Origin of the sequence: Chitinophaga flava (assembly GCF_003308995.1) — a bacterium.
Classification (GTDB): Bacteria; Bacteroidota; Bacteroidia; order Chitinophagales; family Chitinophagaceae; genus Chitinophaga; species Chitinophaga flava.
On sequence record NZ_QFFJ01000002.1, the window covers coordinates 3,737,424 to 3,757,743 of the forward strand.

The following is a 20,320-nucleotide window of genomic DNA, read 5'->3' on the forward strand; positions in this document are numbered from 1 at the left end:
TTACAAGGCAATACGTTTACGTTTCCTGGATTCGCCCGACTTTCTCTCCGCATACACTGCCAATGCTTCAACAGTAGGCTGTTCAAAGAAGGTCTTTACCGGTATCTCTACCTGGAGAGCATCCAATACAGCAGCGGTAAACCGCATCACCATCAGGGAGTGCATACCCAGTTCGAAGAGGTTAACGTTGACGCTTATACGGTCTGCATTCAGCAGTTCCTGACAAATACCGGCCAGTATTTCTTCCGTTTTGTTGCGGGGGGCCGTATATGATCCGGACTGCAAGCCTGCATCCGGCTCTGGTAAAGCTTTCCGGTCTATCTTACCATTAGGAGTCAGCGGCATTTCGGCCAGTTCCACCAGCAGCGGTATCATATACTCGGGCAGTCTTTCCTTCAGATAGGCCAGCACATCCTCCTTCTTCAGCGGCTCTTTCGGTACGACATATCCTATCAGCTGGCTGATTCCCTGTGCATCCTTCCGGGCAATGACTACACATTGATGTATCAGTTCGTACTGCTGCAACACACTTTCTATTTCACCCAGCTCTATACGATTACCCCTGATCTTCACCTGGTGGTCTATCCTGCCGAGGTATTCGATATTGCCGTCCGGCAGCCAGCGGCCAAGGTCACCGGTACGGTAAGACCTTAGCCCACTGCCGGGAGTCAGGCACACGAATTTTTCTGCGGTAAGCGCTTCACGGTTCAGGTAACCACGGCCCACACCTATACCGGATACGATGATCTCTCCGGGTACCCCTATCGGACAAGGCTGATCCGTGAGGTCGAGGATCTGTATCTGCAGGTTCTGGATGGGTCTTCCCAGCGGAACGCTGCTCAGCTCCGGCGCTTCATGCATAAAGTAATGGGTGATATCATCAGATGCTTCTGTAGGACCATAAGCATTTACTACCGGAATATGTTGATAGTATGGATGGCTGAACCATTGTTTCAGGAGTGATGGTGTCACTGTTTCTCCGGTCACCAGCAGATAACGAAGCTGCTTCAATTCCACAGCAGCATGGTGTTGTAACAATATCGCCAGGTAAGAGGGCACCAACTCCAGGATATTCACCCTGTCTGCTGCCACCTTGTTGATCAGCGCTGCCGGATTCAGCACCGTATCAGTTGGGTAAATGATGGTACGTCCACCACAAACCAGCGCCGCAAACATCTGCCATACAGAAATATCAAATGTATAGGATGCTGTGAAAGCAATAGTGGTAGTGGCATCTACCGCCAGTTCATTTACTTTGGCATACAGGTGATTCACCATCCCTGCATGTTCTATCATCACCCCTTTAGGGCGTCCGGTAGAACCGGAAGTATAAATAACATAACAAAGATGATCTGTTGCGATGAGGTTGCCAGGTGTAGCCACAGGCTGGCGATCCAGCTGTTTGTCTACATCCAGATTGATGACCGTAATATTACTGTCGGCTGGTAATTGTGTACTGCATCGCTGATTAGTGAGTACCACAGTAGCTTTTACATCTTCCAGGATAAATCCTATACGGTCCTGCGGATAGCCTGGATCAACCGGAACATAAGCACCGCCGGCCTTCACGATACCGAGAATACCCAGGATCATTTCCAGACTTCTGTCTATGCAGATAGGCACCAGCACATTTTCTTTCACGCCCTTGCTTCTCAGGTAATGAGCCAGCTGATTGGCGCGTTCATTTAGTTCGCGGTAAGTGAAGGTAGATCCTTCAAACTCAATAGCTACGGCTTCCGGAAGTATAAGTGCCTGTTTTTCGAAGAGGCTTGCCAGTGTCTGATCTTCGGGCCATGGCACCACAGGTCCGGCAGATAATGCTTGCAGCACCTGTGTTTCTTCGTTGGTCAACAATGAAACTGCTCCCAATTGCTGCTGCCTGTCGTCCAGGAACTGTAACAATACACTTTCGAAATGTCCTGCCAGCTGACGCATGTACTGCTCTTCCAGCAATTCTGTATTATAATTGAAGGTAATCGAGGTCTTTTCTTTTGACAGCGCAATCAGAATATCCAGCGGGAAGTTGGTTTGCTCCAGCAGTTTTATACGTTCCGCTTTCAGGCTCCATTTATCTTCTCCCGCTTTCAATGCTTCGCTAACCGGATAGTTATCAAATACCAGCAGGCTGTCAAACAGATCGCCGGTGATGCCGGTAAGGGCCTGAATCCTGTTCAGCGATGTATATTCATATTCCCTGGACTGTACCTGGTTCTTCTGGATCTGTTGCAGCCAGTTGCTGATCGTTGTATCTTTTTCGAAGCGGGTATGCAGCGGCAGCGTATTGATGTAAAGGCCCGCACGATGTTCCACCCCTTGTAAACTGGCAGGACGGCCGGATACCGATACCCCATATACGATGTTCTGCAGACCGGTATACTTATGTAACAGTAACGCCCACACGCCCTGCATCAGGGTATTGACGGTGATACCGTAACGTTTTGCCGTTTCCGTTATCTGCTGTGTGATGCTTTCACCGAAGAACAGTTGTTGTTCCTGATACTGCCCCACTCCTTTGTTACGATTGCTGGTTGTTTTAATGAAAGGCAGCAGCGTAGCTGTTTCCAGGCCTTCCATGTAACGGTTCCAGTATTCCTGCTCTTTCCATTTGTTGCGGTCGCCGATGTAATGGATATACTCTCCATATTTATCTTCCGGCACCAACTTCTCTGCTCCTCCTTTTACTTCGTATTCATATTGCTGCAACAATTCTCCCAGTACAAGGGATACAGACCAGCCATCCAGCAGCAGGTGATGGAATGACCATAACATATGATAATCCCTTTCTCCTGTTTGTATCAGGATGATACGCATCAGCGGCGCTTCTTCATAGTTAAATCCTCTTTCACGGTCCTGGCGGATATATGCCTCAATAGCCGCTTCCAGCCCGTCTTCCGGAAGATCACGGTAATCTACCGTTTCAAAAGGCATCGTCAGCGTTTTGTATACATATTGTACCGGCACAGGCAGGTCTTCGTAACTAAAGCCGGTACGCAGGATCGTATGCCTGCTGAGCAGCTGATTCCAGCTTCGCTGCAGCGCCTGTACGTCCACACCCGGAAGATCACAGCTGAACTGTTCTATATAGGCAGCGGAATCTTTATCATACAGTCCATGGAAGAGCATCCCTTCCTGTAGTGGTGTCAACGTATATACTTCACTGATAGCCTGAAGGCGGCTGATACTGTTTGTGGCACTAACCGGTGACTCCAGGAATTTATCGAAGGCCTTGTAGCCAACAGTGGCGGGCAAGCCATATCCCCATGGTGTAGGTACAGACCCAAGCCGGCCCAACTGTACACAGTGATCTATCAGTAATTCCAGCTGGCGCAGGTATGAGGAAGACAAGGTAGCAATAGTAGCATCGCTGAAATGTCCGTTATTATAACTCCAGTTGATGTAGAGTTCTCCCTCTTTCACGAAGCAGTGAACGGATATCACCTGATGCCCATGGAATGGACTACCAGTGGTGCCATAATCACCTGTGCCGAATCTATCAGCATGCCCGGTGTAATTAAATACCAGCTGATATGGATTTTCCCGCTGTAATCCAGGGTCCTGTACCATATACTTCAGTATGCCAAAGCCAAGACCGTTATCAGGTACATGCAGTAACTGCTCTTTGACACTTCTGATCAAACGGCTGTCATCTGTACAATCCCTGGTGTTTAACAGTACCGGATATACGCTGGTGAAGCATCCAACGGTGCGGCTAATATCCAGGGCTTCATTCAGCATTTCACGGCCATGGCTTTCCAGTCCGATCACGATCTCCTGAGAGCCGTTCGGGCCGGCCAGTGTGCGGGTAAGCGCTGCCAGCAGGATATCGCTGACGGCTGTACGATAAGTAGCCTGCACCTCCTTCAACAACAACGAGGTCAGTGCTACATCCAGGTGGGTGCTGGTATTTTTCAGCGAACTTACCGGTGAAGCGGATGTGTGGCCAACCACTAGTGGCTCCCGCTGCTGCACGGCCTGTTGCCAGTAACGTTTCTGCGACAACAGCTGTTCGCTTTTTGTATATTTTGTCAACTGCTCATACCATTGACGGTAAGAAGCGGTTTTTTCTTTTGTTTCTTTTGAAGGATGATGGATCAATTGCTGCAGATCCTCTTGCAGTATACCCATGGCAACCCTGTCGGCCACGATAGGATGTACTGCCAGCAACAGCCGGTGATGGCTACTGTATGCAGGCATTTTTATCCATACAGCTTTCACAACATGGTTCAGATCGGGCTGGTACTGGCTACAGAAATCAGTCAGTTGTGTTCCCAGCGACTTTCTATCACCAGCCGACAGATTTTCTGTATGCAGAGTTACAAAGTGATCACTGTATTCCTGCACCCAACGGCCCTCTTCATGGTGGTAAACAAAACGGAGTGCATCATGTTGTTCCTGCAGCCTTCTGATGGCAGCCTCCAGTACTTCAGGGGCAATATCCTTATCGGTTTCCAGCAATATCACCTGATTAAGGCGATTAGTTGCATCCGTTACCTCATGGAGGTACTGTTGTTGTACAGGCAGTAAACCTGCAGTACCATTCAGCATTCCCTGCTCCGGCGTTATTCCGCCATCCTGGCGGCGATCAGCCAGTGCAGCAGACAGCTGCGCAATGGTCTGGTACTGGAAAACATCCTTTACCTGCAGATTGACGCCTGCCTGTCTGGCGCGGCTTGCCAGCTGTATACTGATAATGGAATCACCTCCGAGCCGGAAGAAATTATCATGGATACCAACATTACCGGTTCCCAACAACTCTTCCCATATCACGGCCAGTGCGGCTTCGGCAGCGTTACGCGGTGCGGCGTACAAGTAGCCGGACACCAGTTCTTCCTCTTCCGGTTCTGGTAATGCACGGCGGTCAATTTTTCCATTGGCCGTAAGCGGCAGCTCCGCCAGTGCCACATAACGTGATGGCAGCATGTATGCCGGCAGGCGGCCCTGTAAGAAGTTGTTCAATGCAGCCTCATCGAATACTGCTGAGGAAACGACGTAGGCGATCAAACGTTTGATACCACGGGCGTCTGGCGTGGCGGTCACGATTGTCTGGTTTACCAGTCCACTCTGCAACAACACATTTTCAATTTCTCCCAACTCAATACGGTAACCACGGATCTTCACCTGTTCATCTTTTCTGCCGAAGAACTCTATATTACCATCAGGCAGCCAGCGTGCGAGGTCACCGGTGCGGTAAAGGCGCTCGCCGGCGCGGAATGGATGCGCTACAAATTTCTCTGCTGTCAGCTCAGGCTGGCCGAGATAACCGCGTGAAAGCTGACTACCACTTACACAAAGCTCACCGGCTACACCCACGGGAACAGGACGTAGTGCCGTATCCGTTATATAGATACGTGTATTGCTTACGGCCCTGCCGATGGAAGGCTGTGTGCTACCATCTGCCGGCAGCACGTAACTGCTCGTTACCACCGTATTTTCCGTAGGTCCATAGTTATTCACCAGCTGGTAACGGGCATCAGACAGCGATACCGATGCCAGGCGGTCGCCACCTGTCAACAGGTATTGCAACGGCACCTCGCGGCCCCGTAACGCCTGCATAATCTCCGGCACCAGGCCGGTAGCCACAAAGCTGTGGGTAATGCCTGCTGAAGTATACAGCGACACCACCGTTTCCGGCGACAGGCGCGCATCGTCATCCAGCAGCCAGAGACCGGCTCCGGCACAGAGGTATGGCCACAGCTCCCAACCGAAGGCATCGAAGCCAATGCTGGCCATCGCAGTTGCACGGCTTGCCGCACTCACTTCATAATAAGCCGCATGCCAGCGTACCAGGTTCACCACGTTGTAATGCTCTATCATCACACCTTTGGGACGACCAGTAGAACCGGAGGTATAGATGACATAAGCCAGCTGTTTTTCAGTAATGATATCTTTCAATGGAGACACAGGACTGTCTTCCCATATGTTCTCATCAGTCAGTACAATGGTCGCTTCTGTATCACTGCACAGTGAAGCATATTTAGCGGTCGTCAACACCAGTTCGCTACCACTGTCAGCCAGCATGTAGGCAATACGTTCACGCGGATAGCCTGCATCCAGTGGAACATAGGCACCACCTGCCTTGAGAATACCCAGCATACAAACTACCAGCAACGGACTGCGGTCCATACATACGGCCACCAGGCTCTCTGTCTTTACCCCACGCGACTGCAGATAATGCGCCACCTGGTTGGAACGTTCATCCAGTTCATGGTAACTGAGTTTAAAATCACCACTTACCAACGCTACTTCTTCTCCACGCAGTGACACCTGTTCTCTGAAGAGTGATACCAGTGTGGCAGAAGGCTGTGCGGGCAGCTGTAAAGGAGATGCGGGGAATTTCTCCAGCACCAGCCTGTTCTCTTCCGGCGATAGTATATCCGTTGTCGTTACCGCCTCCTCATAATGTTCGAGATAAGCGTTTATTATTTTCCTGAAATAATAGACCAGGTCTTCCAGCTTCTTTCCAGCACTTAATTTTCTGCGTATAGAAAACTGAACAGTGAAGGTATCACCGGTAGTACTTACTGTACAATCCAGGAAAGTGTTGGTCAGCTCAAAATCACTGATAGCAGGTAGTTCGCTGGCATCTTCCGGTGTCATCGCAGACACGCCCCCCTTCAATCCATCATACACATGGAAGTTGATGAAGTTGAAGATCGTATCGAAGTAAGGGTTGTTGTTGGATGAATGTTCACCGGTGATCTTCGTGATTTCGAAGAGACTGGTACGGTCACGTTCTTTGAGTGACAATAATTTGGCCTCTACACCTTCGAAATAGGATTTCCAGGTATAGCTGCTGCCCATATTATATCTCAGCGGAATCGTATTAAGGAAGCAACCCAGCAGCAGGTCTGCATCTTCAACGAGCGGACGGGTGTTGGTCACCAGCCCCACCGTCAGGTCATCTTCATAGGTCAGCAGGCTGAGTGTATAGAGATAAGCACCCAGTGCCAGGCCTTTAATGGAGATATTATCCCACCTTGTCCGTTCCCTCAGCAACGCGGCATACCGCTCATCAAACTGGTAGTTGACCACCTCCAACACAGGTTCGTCGGTGAAGATGTCCAGTCGTTTATAATCCGCCAGCTCTGCTTCCCAGAAATTCCTGCTGTCATCTAATTTTTTAGTGACCAGTCTTTCGATGATATAGTCCTTATAGGATGCTCTCAGCGGGGCTGGCAGCTCCGTGGTTTTATTGCTCACCAGTGCGGTGCACAGGTTGTAAAGTTCCGTATTGAGTGATGCCACACTCCATCCATCGAGAATAGCATGATGGAACTGGAACACCAGGAGATTACAGTCTTTCAGGGAGAACAAGGAAGCCCGCCACAGTGGTGCATCTTCAATCACAAAAGGCCGGGTCCTTTCTTCTTCCAGATACTGTTCTACCGCTGCTTTTACTTCGGGGCCGCTGAGATGCCGGATATCAAATGTGGGCACCTGCACCGGTACGGATTTGTACACGATCTGTATATCCTGGTCATGGAGCCCCATTCTGAAACCTGTTCTCAATATGCTGTGCCGGGCAATCAGCAGCTCGTATGCCTGCCGGACGATGGTGGCATCAAATGTTCTCGGCAGTTTGCCAACAAACTGGTCATGGTACAGTGCTTCGGTGGGGTTCATCAGAGAGATGAACAACATACCCCGTTCGATATCACTAACTGGATACAGATCTTCGATGTTAGCGGTTTCTTTCAGTAAAGGCAGGAGGCTTTCCTTTTGGCGGTCGAGGGTTTCATTCACTTCCTGATAAACCGCTTCCCTGTATTCAGCGGTAGCGGCCTTGTTATCTACCACCCTGGCCAGTTCTCCGAGTGTGGCGGCCTGGTATACTTCAAATACTTTTACTTCTTTATGGAAGAGATGATATATTCTGCTGGCCACTTTGATCACACGGATCGAGTCGCCTCCCAGTTCGAAGAAGTTATCGTTGACACCTACCCTTTCTGCCCCCAGCAATTCCTGCCAGATGGCTGCCAGGGAAATTTCCGTTGTGGTACGTGGCGCTACGTAGGCAACATTCGCCAGCCTTGCAGCATCCGGTTCCGGCAATGCTTTCCTGTTTACTTTTCCGTTGGATGTAAGTGGTATATTCTCCATCACCACCCAAATGGAAGGTATCATATATTCCGGGAGCAGGTCTTTGAGATGGCTGACCACAGCTTCCTTGCTGTAATTATCTCCGGGCACCACATAGGCTACCAGCTGTTTGTCGCCGGTGCCTACTGTTTTTGCAAGCACCACACTATTGCCTACTACACCGCTACCCTGTATGGCGTTCTCTATTTCTCCCAGCTCTATCCTGAAGCCACGGATCTTTACCTGATCGTCTATACGTCCCTGGTATTCGATGTTACCATCGTGATACCAGCGGGCGAGGTCACCGGTACGGTACAACCGTTCGCCTTCCTGGAAAGGACTGGCCAGGAACCTGGCCGCTGTAAGCTCGGGGCGGTTGAGGTACCCGCGGGCCACGCCGGCCCCACCAATATACAGTTCACCGGTTACACCCACTGGCGATAGCTGCTGCTCACTGTCAAGGATATACGCATTTAAAGTGGGAATAGGTCTTCCGATGGCGCTGGCGCTGCTGTTTAGATGAGCCTCCTTCAGTTCGAGGAAAGTTACGTGTACCGTAGTTTCCGTAATACCGTACATGTTGATCAGGCGGGAAGCAGGGAAACGTTCCTTCCAGGGCCGGAGTTTGGCCGGGTTCAACGCTTCACCACCGAAGATCACATAACGCACAGCGATACTCTCCGGTCGTGTAGTCAGGTAATCCTGCAACACGTAGAATGCAGATGGTGTCTGGTTCAGCACCGTAACCTTTTCGCTGATCAGCAGTTCACCAAAGCGGATGACATCCCTGGCCACATCTTTTGGCACTATCACCAGACGGCCACCGTAGAACAATGCACCGTACATCTCCCATACGGAGAAGTCGAAGCTGAATGAATGGAACATCGTCCATACATCATGGGAATTAAAATCATATAACGGCGTCTCCGTTTCAAACAGGCGTACTACGTTGACATGCTCTATCAGCACGCCTTTCGGACGGCCGGTGGAACCGGAAGTATAAATCACATAAGCTACATTGCCAGGCTTCACCCCTGCATTCACGCGGGTGCGTGGCTGTGTGGCAATGGCAGGATCTGTATCTGTTTCTATCAGGGTGGCGATACCTGCTGCACGAAGCACTGCACTGTCTGCACTGGTGCTGATGGCCAGCTGGGCGCCGGTATCTTCCAGCATAAAATGTACACGATCTTCAGGATAATCAGGATCTACCGGTACATAAGCACCTCCGGCCTTAAGGATGGCCAGCATACTGATAATCATCTCCAGTCCTCTTCCCATACAAACAGGCACCAGTGTCTCTTCCTGCACGCCCTTACTTCTCAGGTAATGGGCCAGCTGGTTAGAACGTTCATCCAGCTCACGGTAGGTAAGCCTTTGGCTGTTATACACTACTGCCGTGAGTTCCGGCGTTCTGTCCACCTGCTCTTCAAAGAGGGTGACAATGGTTTTATCTTCAGGATAACCTACAGCAGGACCGTTGAACAACTTCAGCAACAGCTGTTCATCATTCGGTGTGAGCATATGGAGCAGGCTCAGTCTGGCCGCTGGTGTTGTAGTCACGGATTTCAACAGCTGCTCATAGTGTTTGGCCAGCTGTGTGGCGGTGGCAGCACTGAAGAGATCTGTACAATATTCCACATTCAGCAGCAGTCCGTCTTTCTTTTCTTCCAATACAAATATCAGATCGTATTTGGCTGTGGTGAGTGCTGTTTCTTCTTCAGTGAGTACAGCATCACCCAGTTTCAGTGCGGCTTCTTCAGGGGTGTTCTGCAATACCAGCATCACCTGGAACAGCGGACTTCTGCTGAGGTCCCTGTTTTTCACCACGGCATCGACTATCCTTTCAAAAGGCAGTTCCTGATGTTCGTAGGCTTCCAGCAGCGTGGTTTTCACCTGTTGCAAGTAAGTATCAAAAGGCAAGGCGCCATCAGGCTGACTGCGTAATGCCAGTGTATTGATAAAGAATCCTGCGAGGTTTTCAATTTCCTGTTGACTTCTTCCTGCTACCGGGGTACCTACGCAGATATCCTGTTGGCCTGTATAACGATATAATAATACTTTGAAAGTCGCCAGCAATGTCATGAAGAGCGTAACGCCCTGTTGCCTGCTGAGATCATTTAGTGCACCGGCGAGATTGTTCTCCAGATGGAAGGTGAGCATAGCCCCCTTTGTACTTTGTACCAGTGGTCTGGGGTAGTCTGTCGGCATATTCAGTGCGTCGATGCCGGACAACTGCTGTTTCCAGTATTGCAGCAATGTTTCCAGTACTGGTCCGTTGAGATAGGTGCGCTGCCAGATAGCATAGTCGCTATACTGTAATGCCAGCGGCTCCAGGGCTGCATTGCGTTTTTCAATATAGGCAGCATAGTATTCAGACAGCTCACGGATAACGATACCGGAAGACCATCCATCAAAGGCAATATGGTGCACTACCATCACCAGCACATGATCATTGGCGGAATGGCTGATCAGGGCTGCACGCAGCATATGGTCCCTGCTGAGATCAAAGGGCTTTGCGATGAAGGCCGCAGTGGCAGCTGTTTGGCTGAGGGTTGTGTCGATGTTCTCCATTTTCCAGCTATCTGCTGCGAGAACATGCTGGTAGCCGGTTCCATCTGCTTCACGGACTACAGTCCTCAACACTTCATGGCGGTTGATGACTTGTTGTAATGCCCATGCGATGCCATCGGCGCTGACAACACCTGTTAGTGTAAGGATGGAAGGATTGTGATAATGCGTACTACCTTCCAGTTTGTCAATAAACCAGAGTCTTTCCTGGCTGAAAGACAAGGGTATCAGTTCGGGCGCCGGCACTATTCTGGTTACCGGCGGCAGCAACGATGCTGTCGCTACATCGATGCCTGCCGCGAGAGAAGCGATGTCTGAGTGTATGAAAACATCCTTCACCTGTAGCTCTGCGCCGATCTCCTTACGGATAGCGGCGATGAGACGGATAACCAGCAGTGAGTGACCTCCCAGCTCAAAGAAATTATCGTATATACCTGCCTGTGGTATGCCCAGCAGCCGCTGCCAGATATCTGCCAGCTGACTTTCGAGCGTAGTGCGCGGAGCCACATAGTTGCTGATGGCGCCGGCCGCAGGGTCAGGCAATGCTTTTTTGTCTACTTTACCATTGGCTGTAAGCGGCAGTTTGTCCAGCACAACCAATACGGGTATCATGTATTCCGGCAGACGTTCCTTCAGATATCCTGTCAGCGTATCTTTATCCAGTTCGCCTTCGGGCACAAGATATCCTACCAGTCGTTTGATGCCTTTATCATCGGATTTTGCCACCACTACCGCCTGTGCGATCTGCGGATATTGCTGCAGGGCGTGTTCTATCTCACCCAGCTCTATACGGAAACCACGGATCTTAACCTGATCATCTGCACGACCGATATACTCCATATTGCCATCCGGCAGCCATCTTCCGAGGTCGCCGGTGCGATACATTCTTTCACCCGGACAGAAAGGATCTTCCACAAATTTCGCAGCTGTCAGTTCCGGACGGTTCAGATAACCCTGTGCTACTGCCAGACCGGCCACACATATTTCGCCCGGCACTCCCTGCGGACACAGTTGCAGGTTGTTGTCCAGCACATACATCCGCAGATTACGGATAGGTGTACCTACCGGCACCTGCACTACATCCGGTGCTTCACTCATGAAATAGAAGCTCACGTCATCAGACGCCTCCGTAGGTCCGTAAGCGTTAGCTACGGTAATATTTCCAAAACGTTCATGCGCAAACCACTGCTCCAGCAAGGAAACGGTGACGGCCTCCCCTGTTACCAGCAGGTAGTCCAGCGACTGCAAAGTTACATCCGGCTCTTCCTGCAATACAGAAGTAAGATAGGACGGCACCAGCTGTAACAGTGTCACACCCTGCTCTTCCACCGTTTGAATAAACAGGTCAGGACGATGGATCAGATCTTCTGTATAGATGACCGTTCTGCCTCCGCACACCAGTGCATTCACCATCTGCCATACAGAAATATCGAAGGTATAAGGAGCGGTAAAGGCCAATATAGTAGAAGGGTTCATGTCGAATTCCTCTATCATCGCCAGTAGGTGGTTCAGCAGACCTGCATGTTCTACCAGCACACCTTTAGGCTTTCCGGTAGAACCGGAAGTGTATAATACGTATGCAAGATGTTGCTGTGCGGCAACAGGTTGTAATGCAGTACGTGGCTGATTGCTTAATATATCTTCTTCATCTGCTGAAATAATGGCTGCTGTTATATCTGCAGGCAGTAACACACTACTACGCTGATTGGTGACCACCACCTGTGCGGCTGTCTCTTCCAGTATATATCGTACCCTCTCTTCCGGAAATTTGGGATCAATAGGCACATAAGCACCGCCAGCCTTCCAGATAGACAGCACCGCGATGATCATTTCAGGGCAGCGATCAAAAAACACCGGTACTTTGCTGTCGGCTCCAATCCCTTTACTACGCAGGAGATGCGCCAGTTGATTGGTACGTTCATGAAGTGTATGGTAAGTGATTTCCGTCTCTTCAAACTGAATAGCTACTGCATCGGGATATCGCTGCACCTGTTCTTCAAACAGCGTCACCACTGTCTGATCTGCCGGCAGGTCAATCACGGGGCCGGTAGCAAACGTCTGTAACGTTTGCGTTTCCGTAGCAGTCAGCATATTCAGTGTACTGATCTGCTGTGCAGGAGCAGCTGTTACTGAGCGTAACAACTGTTTATAATGTTCAGCCATACGTTCCACCGTATCCCTGCAAAACAGGTCTGTACAGTATTCCACGCCCAACAGCAATTCATCTTCTTTAGCCTGCAGGGTAAATATCAGGTCAAATTTAGCGGTGGTTTCTTCTACCTCTTCCATCTCTACAGCAAGGTCTCCCAGGCTGAAGGCAGGAATATCAGGTGTGTTATGCAACAAAAACATCACCTGGAACAGTGGATGGCGACTCAGATCCCTGGTCCTTACCACAGCGTCCACCACTTTCTCAAAAGGCATGTCCTGGTGCTCATAACCTTCGAGTAATGTATTTTTTACCTGCTGCAGGAAAGTATCGAATCCGGGATCGTTGCCCAGGTCACTCCTTACAGCCAGCGTATTGATAAAGAACCCTATCAGGGATTCTACTTCCTGTTGTTTTCTTCCTGCCAGCGGTGTACCTACACAGATATCATCCTGACCGCTATAGCGATAAAGCAGCACTTTGAAAGCTGCAAGCAGCGTCATAAACGGCGTTACTCCCTGCTGGCGTGAAAGCACGTTTATTTTATCTGTGAGCTCCCGGTCTATGTTGGTGATGAACAGCGCACCGTTATTGCGTTGCACTGCAGGCCGTGCATAATCAGTGTGCAGGTTCAGTGGCTCCAGGCCTGACATTTTTTTCAGCCAGTAGTCCTGCTGACTTTTCAGTACCTCGCCTGTGACATAGGTTTTCTGCCAGATGGCGTAGTCAGCGTATTGTATGGCCAGCGGCTTCAATACAGGCAGTCTTTCTGTAGTAAATGCAGCATACAATTCAGACAGTTCAGCAGCGAGTATAGATATTGACCAACCATCTGATGCAATATGATGCATGGTGATCATCAATTCATACGTTTCATTGCCGGACTGCACCAGTGCTGCGCGCATCATATAATCCGATGCAAGATTAAATGATTGATGACCGTATGCTATAAAATCTTCCGCCGATGACAGTTCCAGCAGATGCCAGTTATCGGCTGGCAATACCAGCTGATAAGCGACACCCTCGTTTTCCCTGAAAACCGTTCTCAGGGCTCCGTGGCGTTCCACGATATGATGAAGGGCATGCTGAAGGGCCAATATGTTCACCTTTCCTTTAAGTTTTAACAAAGTGGAAGTGTGATAGTGCATACTTCCTTCCAGCTTGTCGATAAACCAGAGCCTTTCCTGGCTAAACGACAATGGCATGTACGGAGGTTTGTTTTGTACGATGATTTCTGGCAATATTGTTTTTTCCTGTTGCTGGTCGATGAATGCAGCCAGTGTTTCGATGGTATTACGAGTAAATACATCCCTTACCGACAGCTCGGCATGCAGCTCCTTGCGGACCGCTGCAATAAGGCGGATCGCCATCAGTGAGTGGCCTCCCAGATGGAAGAAATGATCCTGTATACCGATCTGTTCTTTATCCAGCAGTTCCTGCCAGATTGATACCAGCACCTGTTCGGTAGCAGTACGGGCTGCCACATACAGACTGCGGGGCACTTCCGGCTCCGGCAGGGCCTTACGGTCTATCTTTCCACTGGGTGTTAAAGGAAACTGCTCCATGGTGATGAACAGCGCGGGGACCATGTATTCCGGCAGCCGCTGTTGCAGGTATTCCAATACGGCTGTTTTGTCAAAAGTATCCTGCGGCATCACATAGGCCACCAGCTGTTTCTGCTGGTCGCCGCCCCCGGCTTTCGCCAGTACTGCGGCCTGGCCTACCAACGGGTGTTCCAGCAATACGCTTTCAATCTCTCCCAGCTCTATACGATACCCTCTGATCTTCACCTGATCATCCATCCTGCCGATGTACTCAATATTTCCATCAGCCAGCCAGCGGCCCAGATCACCCGTACGATACAGGCGGCCACCCCATTCCTTACTGTAGGAATTAGCAATGAACTTCTCCTGGGTGAGGTCTGCACGATTCCAATATCCACGGGCCAGGTTAGCGCCTCCTATGCAGATTTCGCCGGTTACACCTACAGGACAGAGTGCCCCGCCGGCACCCAGGATGTAAACCTGTACATTGGCGATGGGCGTGCCTATTACAACTGTATTATCCTTGCGTATAGGCGTCTCAGTGAGTGTAGTGCAAACGGTATTCTCCGTAGGGCCGTAGGCGTTAACCACACGGATGCCTTTTGATTGCAGGTATTTACCGTCTTCCCGGTTCAGCGGCTCTCCGGCAGAAACAATCGTCTTAATAGTGCCGGTATGCTCCTTTATAATATGCTGGTATGAAGGTGGTAATGTTACCAGTTCGACTTCATGGGTATTGATCAGCGTGGTAAATCTCTCCTGAGAGAGCAGGTCTTCTTTCTCCGGTAACACCAATACACCACCACTTAACAGTGTGTTGAATATCTCATAACAGGACGCATCAAAACCGAAAGACGCAAACTGCAATGAACGGGTACCCTGATACAGACGCAAGGCTGTGGCCTGGCTCCGGGCCAGATTCACCACCCCTTTATGCTCCAGCATTACCCCTTTAGGTTTGCCGGTAGAACCGGAGGTATAGATGATATAGGCCAACTGACAAGGAGTGAGCGCTATACCCGGAGGTGTTACAGCAAACCGGTTAATACGTGGCGCTTCTTCATCCAGACAGATGACATTTACTCCCGGAACACCGGCCAGTTTATGGGCACAGGCACTGCTACTGATCACCATCACCGCTCCGGTATCTTCCAGTATATAGTTGATACGCTCTTCCGGATAATCAGGGTCGATGGGCACATATACCCCACCAGCCTTGAGTATACCCAGTATACCGATGATCATCTCAAAGGAACGTTCAATGCAGATAGGAATTCTTGTTTCCTTGTTTACGCCATGCTTGCGGAAATAGCGGGCCAGGCGGTTAGAGCGTTCATCCAGCTCGCGGTATGATAAGGTGTTATTTTTAAAGATCAGCGCAGTAGCTTCGGGGGCCAGGGCTACCTGTTCATCAAACAGGTCTATAATATGTTTATCCTGTGCATAGGGAACTGCCGAATCATTGAAAGCTTTCAGCAACTGCTGCTCTTCCGCCGGTGTGAGCATTTGCAGATGGCCGATAGATTGGGCAGGATTATTCACGATCGCTTGCAGGAGCTGTTCAAAATGCCCGGCCATACGGCTGGCGGTTTCCTCGCTAAACAGGTCTGTGCAGTATTCCAGTTCGAACGTCAGTTCATCCTGTTTCTCTGTGACAGCAACGGTGATATCAAATTTGGAAATAGTATGTTCAACCTCTCCCAATGATAGTGTGAGGCCATTCAGCTCTATGTCAGCAAAATCCGGCGCGTCCTGCAATACAAACATAGCCTGGAAAAGCGGGGTTCTGCTCAGGTCTCTGTTGTCGGTAACTGCCTCCACTATTTTTTCGAACGGAAGGTCCTGGTGTTCGTATCCTTCCAGCAGCACTTCTTTCTCCTGTTGTAATAAGGCATTGAAAGTAGTGTCTGCTTCCAGATGGCTATATAACGGCAAGGTATCTACGAAGAAACCGGCTATGCTCTCCAGCTCCTGTTGTGTTCTGCCTGCCACAGGTGTTCCCACGCAGATATCCTGTTGTCCGGTATACCGGAACAACAATACCTTAAAGGCTGACAAGAGGGTAACAAACAGGGTGGTATCCTGCTGTCTCCCCAACTGGTACAGCTTTTCAGCTATTTCCTTACCGATACTAAAATAGGTAACAGCGCCTTTCCTGCTTTGTATGGCTGGTCTTGGATAATCTGTGGAGAGATTCAGTGGTTCTATACCGGCGAGTTGTTTTTTCCAGTACTGCTGGCTGGTGGATAACACTTCTGATAAAGAAGCCCGTTGCCAGATAGCATAGTCAGTATACTGCAGCGGCAATTCCGGAAGCCCGGCAGCCTGTCCTGCAGCAGCTTCATTGTAGTAAGCCGCAAATTCCTTTATGATGAGCGCCATCGACCAGGCATCAGCAGCGATGTGATGCACGGTGATGACCAGCGTATGTTCGTCTTCAGCTTGTTTCAGGAGCGTTGCACGCAGCATATGATCTTTTGAGAGATCAAAAGGCCGGTAGATAAAATGGCTGATTGCCTGTTGCACATCACCTCCGTCTGCCGGTTCTTCCAGCTGCCAGCTGTCTTTCGCCAGCACCTGCTGATAACCGGTACCATCCTGTTCGTAAACCACCGTCCGCAGTACTTCATGGCGGTTGATCACTGACTGAAATGCAAATTGCAGCGCATGCCTGTCAACATGCCCTTTTAACGTCAGCACCACAGGAATATGATAATGTTCGCTACCCTCCATAGAGTCGATGAACCAGAGACGTTCCTGGCTAAACGACAGTGGCTTGGGCGTAATATGCGGCTGTGCGGTGATCTGCAGTCTGCTGTTGCCGCTTTGCTGCCGGATATAAGCTGCCAGCGTGGCAATCGTTGCATAACGGAACAAGGTCCTTACGGTCAGGGCGGCGTTGAATGTTCTGGAGATCACGGCAATCATCCGGATGCCCAGGAGCGAGTTACCACCCAGTTCAAAGAAATTATCGTGGATACCCACCTTTTCTATGCGCAGCAGGTCCTGCCATATATCGGCGAGTGTTTGTTCTGTTTTATTCCGCGGGGCCACAAATGCCTCTGCGATATGTGCCTCTGCAAGCGGATCTGGTAATGCCCGTTTATCCACTTTCCCGTTGGGCGTGAGCGGCATTTTCTCCAGCTCAACGATCACGGGGATCATATATTCGGGCAGTTTATCTTTCAGATGTAAAAGTGCGGTTTCCCTTTCGAAGCCGGAGGGCGCCACCACATAGGCTACCAGCTGTTTATGGCCTTTATCTTCCCTGGCTACCACCACCGCTTCATTCACAAAGGGCAGCTGATGCAGCACAGCTTCAATCTCACCCAGCTCTATACGGTATCCGCGGATCTTTACCTGATCGTCCATACGGCCCAGGTATTCGATGGTTCCGTCCCATGACCAGCGGCCAAGGTCGCCCGTTCTGTACATGCGCCTTGTTTCGCCTGTTGTAAACGGATCTGTAATAAATTTCTCTGCTGTCAGTTCCGGGCGGCCCAGGTATCCACGGGATACGCCTATGCCCGCCACACATATTTCTCCAGCTACACCGATAGGGCACAGCTCCATATCCTGGCTGACGATATAGATGTCCATATTCCGGACGGGCCGGCCCAGTGGCACATTAGCACTGGCAGGCGTTTCATACATAGTATGATGGGTGATATCATCAGAGGCTTCGGTAGGGCCATAGGCATTCACTACAGGAATACGGCCGTACAACGGATGCGTGAACCACTGCTGCAACAGGTGCTGGCTCACCGCCTCCCCTGTTACCATCAGGTACTCAAGCCTGCTCAGAGATACGGTTGTTTTTTCCTGCAACACAGCGGCCAGGTAGGATGGTACCAGTTCCAGGATAGTCACCTGATCTTCTTCCACAGCACTGATCAGGGCTGCAGGCTGATAAATATGATCATCATCGTATACAACAGTATGCCCGCCGCACATCAGTGCTGCGAACATCTGCCATACAGAAATATCAAAAGTATAGGAAGCAGTAAATGCCAGGATTGTTTCGGCATCTATCTGCAGGTCGCCGGTTTTGGCATAGAGGTGATTGAGCATACCACGATGCTCTACCATCACACCTTTGGGCTTGCCGGTAGAACCGGAGGTGTAGATCACATAGCTGAGGTCCTGCGGGGCAGGATTAAAGGCAGGCGCTACCTCAGGGCCAGCTGTAACTGCATCCGGGAGCTCATCAATGATCAGCGTTTCCACATGCTCACCAAAAAGATGACGGGTAGCGCGGCTGCATATTACCAATGAAGCGGTTGTATCTTCCAGCAAATAGGCAATCCTTTCTGCAGGATAGGTAGTATCTACCGGCACATAAGCACCGCCTGCTTTCCAGATAGCAAGGATGGCCACAAACATCTCCATAGATCGCTCCAGGCAAATGGGCACCAGCTTGTCTGTTTGAACCCCTTTGCTGCGCAGATAGTGGGAAAGCTTGTTGGACAACGCTTCCAGCTCACCGTAAGAAAATGCGGTATCGCGGTAAACCACGGCGGTACGCTGTGATGCGGCCCTGGCCTGTGCAGAGAACAATGCAGGCAATGTATCTTCCGCACCATAAGGATCGTGAGGTGCCGGGCTGCTAAAACCAGCAAGCAATACCTGCTCTTTAGCAGGCAGCAGGTTGACCTGCTCCACCAAAACATCCGGTGTTTCACGGAACTGATGCAGCACATACAGCAAACGATGCACCAGCGCCGAAATTTCTTCTTTATTAAAATAAGCTACCTGGTAGTCTACCCGTAATTGTAACGGCTGTTGTTTACCGTAATCATACCAGAACATTTCTATCGGAAAAGGCAGGTATCCGCTGGGAATATTGACCAGCACAGAAGACAGCCCTTCGCCCAGATCCAGGGTAAAGTCAACAGGCGCAAAGTTGACGGCGATCTCTATCAGTCCATCATCATGTCCTACTTTAAAATGCCTGCTCAGGTCACCGATCAGGTAATTCTGGTAACGGTAATCTTCACGCTGGGAAGAGATAACGGATTTGATAAGCTCTGATACGCGGGTACCGGCTTTATAACTTCCGGTAAACGGAATAACACCGGTAAACATACCGGCGATAGCGCGCAACAGCTTGTTCCTTCTGCGATGCAGCGGTATGCCGAAGATAAAGTCTTCCTGGCCGGAAGTTCTGGCATAATAAATCATCATCGCCGCAATCGTGAGCTGCTGGAGGTTGGCATTTGTATCTGCCTGCAATGCTTCCAGCAAAGCTCTTTCTTCTCCGGCAAACTCAAGAATGAAGGTATTACATTTGTTCTTCATCCCCTCCTCTTCCACAAACCGCTTCTGCAGCAGTTTTGAAGGCAGTGTCCCAATCTTCTGCTTCCAGTATTCCCCTTCCGCCGTGTATGCTTCGGAGGCACAAAATTCAGCTGCACGTTTTGCTTCTTCAATGTAGGATGGATAGTTAAAGGTAACCGGCTCGCCGGTTACCAGTGACTTATATTTTTTCGCGATATAATGCAGCATGCCTGAAACACCGTATCCATCCACTATCAGGTGATGATATCTGAAGTAATACCAATGCTCCTCCTCCGAAATACGGATGAGATAGTGGTCTGCCAGCATGATATCTTTCTCCACCCGGAAAGGTGTGGCCAGCTTTTCCCTTATCCATTGCTCCACTCGTTCCTTCTTATCTTCTCCCTCCGGAAACTCCATTTCCGTGAGCTCAAACACAGAATAGGTTTCATCCACATAAGCAACCGGCTCTTCATCACGGAGATCGAAACGCATTTTAAGGACATCGAATACTTCCGGTGCCGAGCGTACAGCTTCGATGAATTTTTCCTTGTTAAGACGGCCTATCAGTCTTAAATATCCTCCCATATTGTAATAGGGAGTGTCTGTATTAATCGCCTGGTCTAAATACACATCCTGTTGAGCCGGATGAAGAGATAAAGTCTGGAGTGTCATAAAATATATCTTGTGGGTTGTACGG

Annotated in this window: 1 protein-coding gene; it reads right to left on the reverse strand. The window is 50.1% G+C overall.

The features are described 5' to 3' along the window. On the reverse strand, positions 1–20,295 hold the full coding sequence (locus DF182_RS30085) for a non-ribosomal peptide synthetase (RefSeq protein ID WP_147243594.1): 20,295 nt from the start codon (positions 20,293–20,295) through the stop codon (positions 1–3). Between the last annotated feature and the right edge of the window lie 25 nt (positions 20,296–20,320).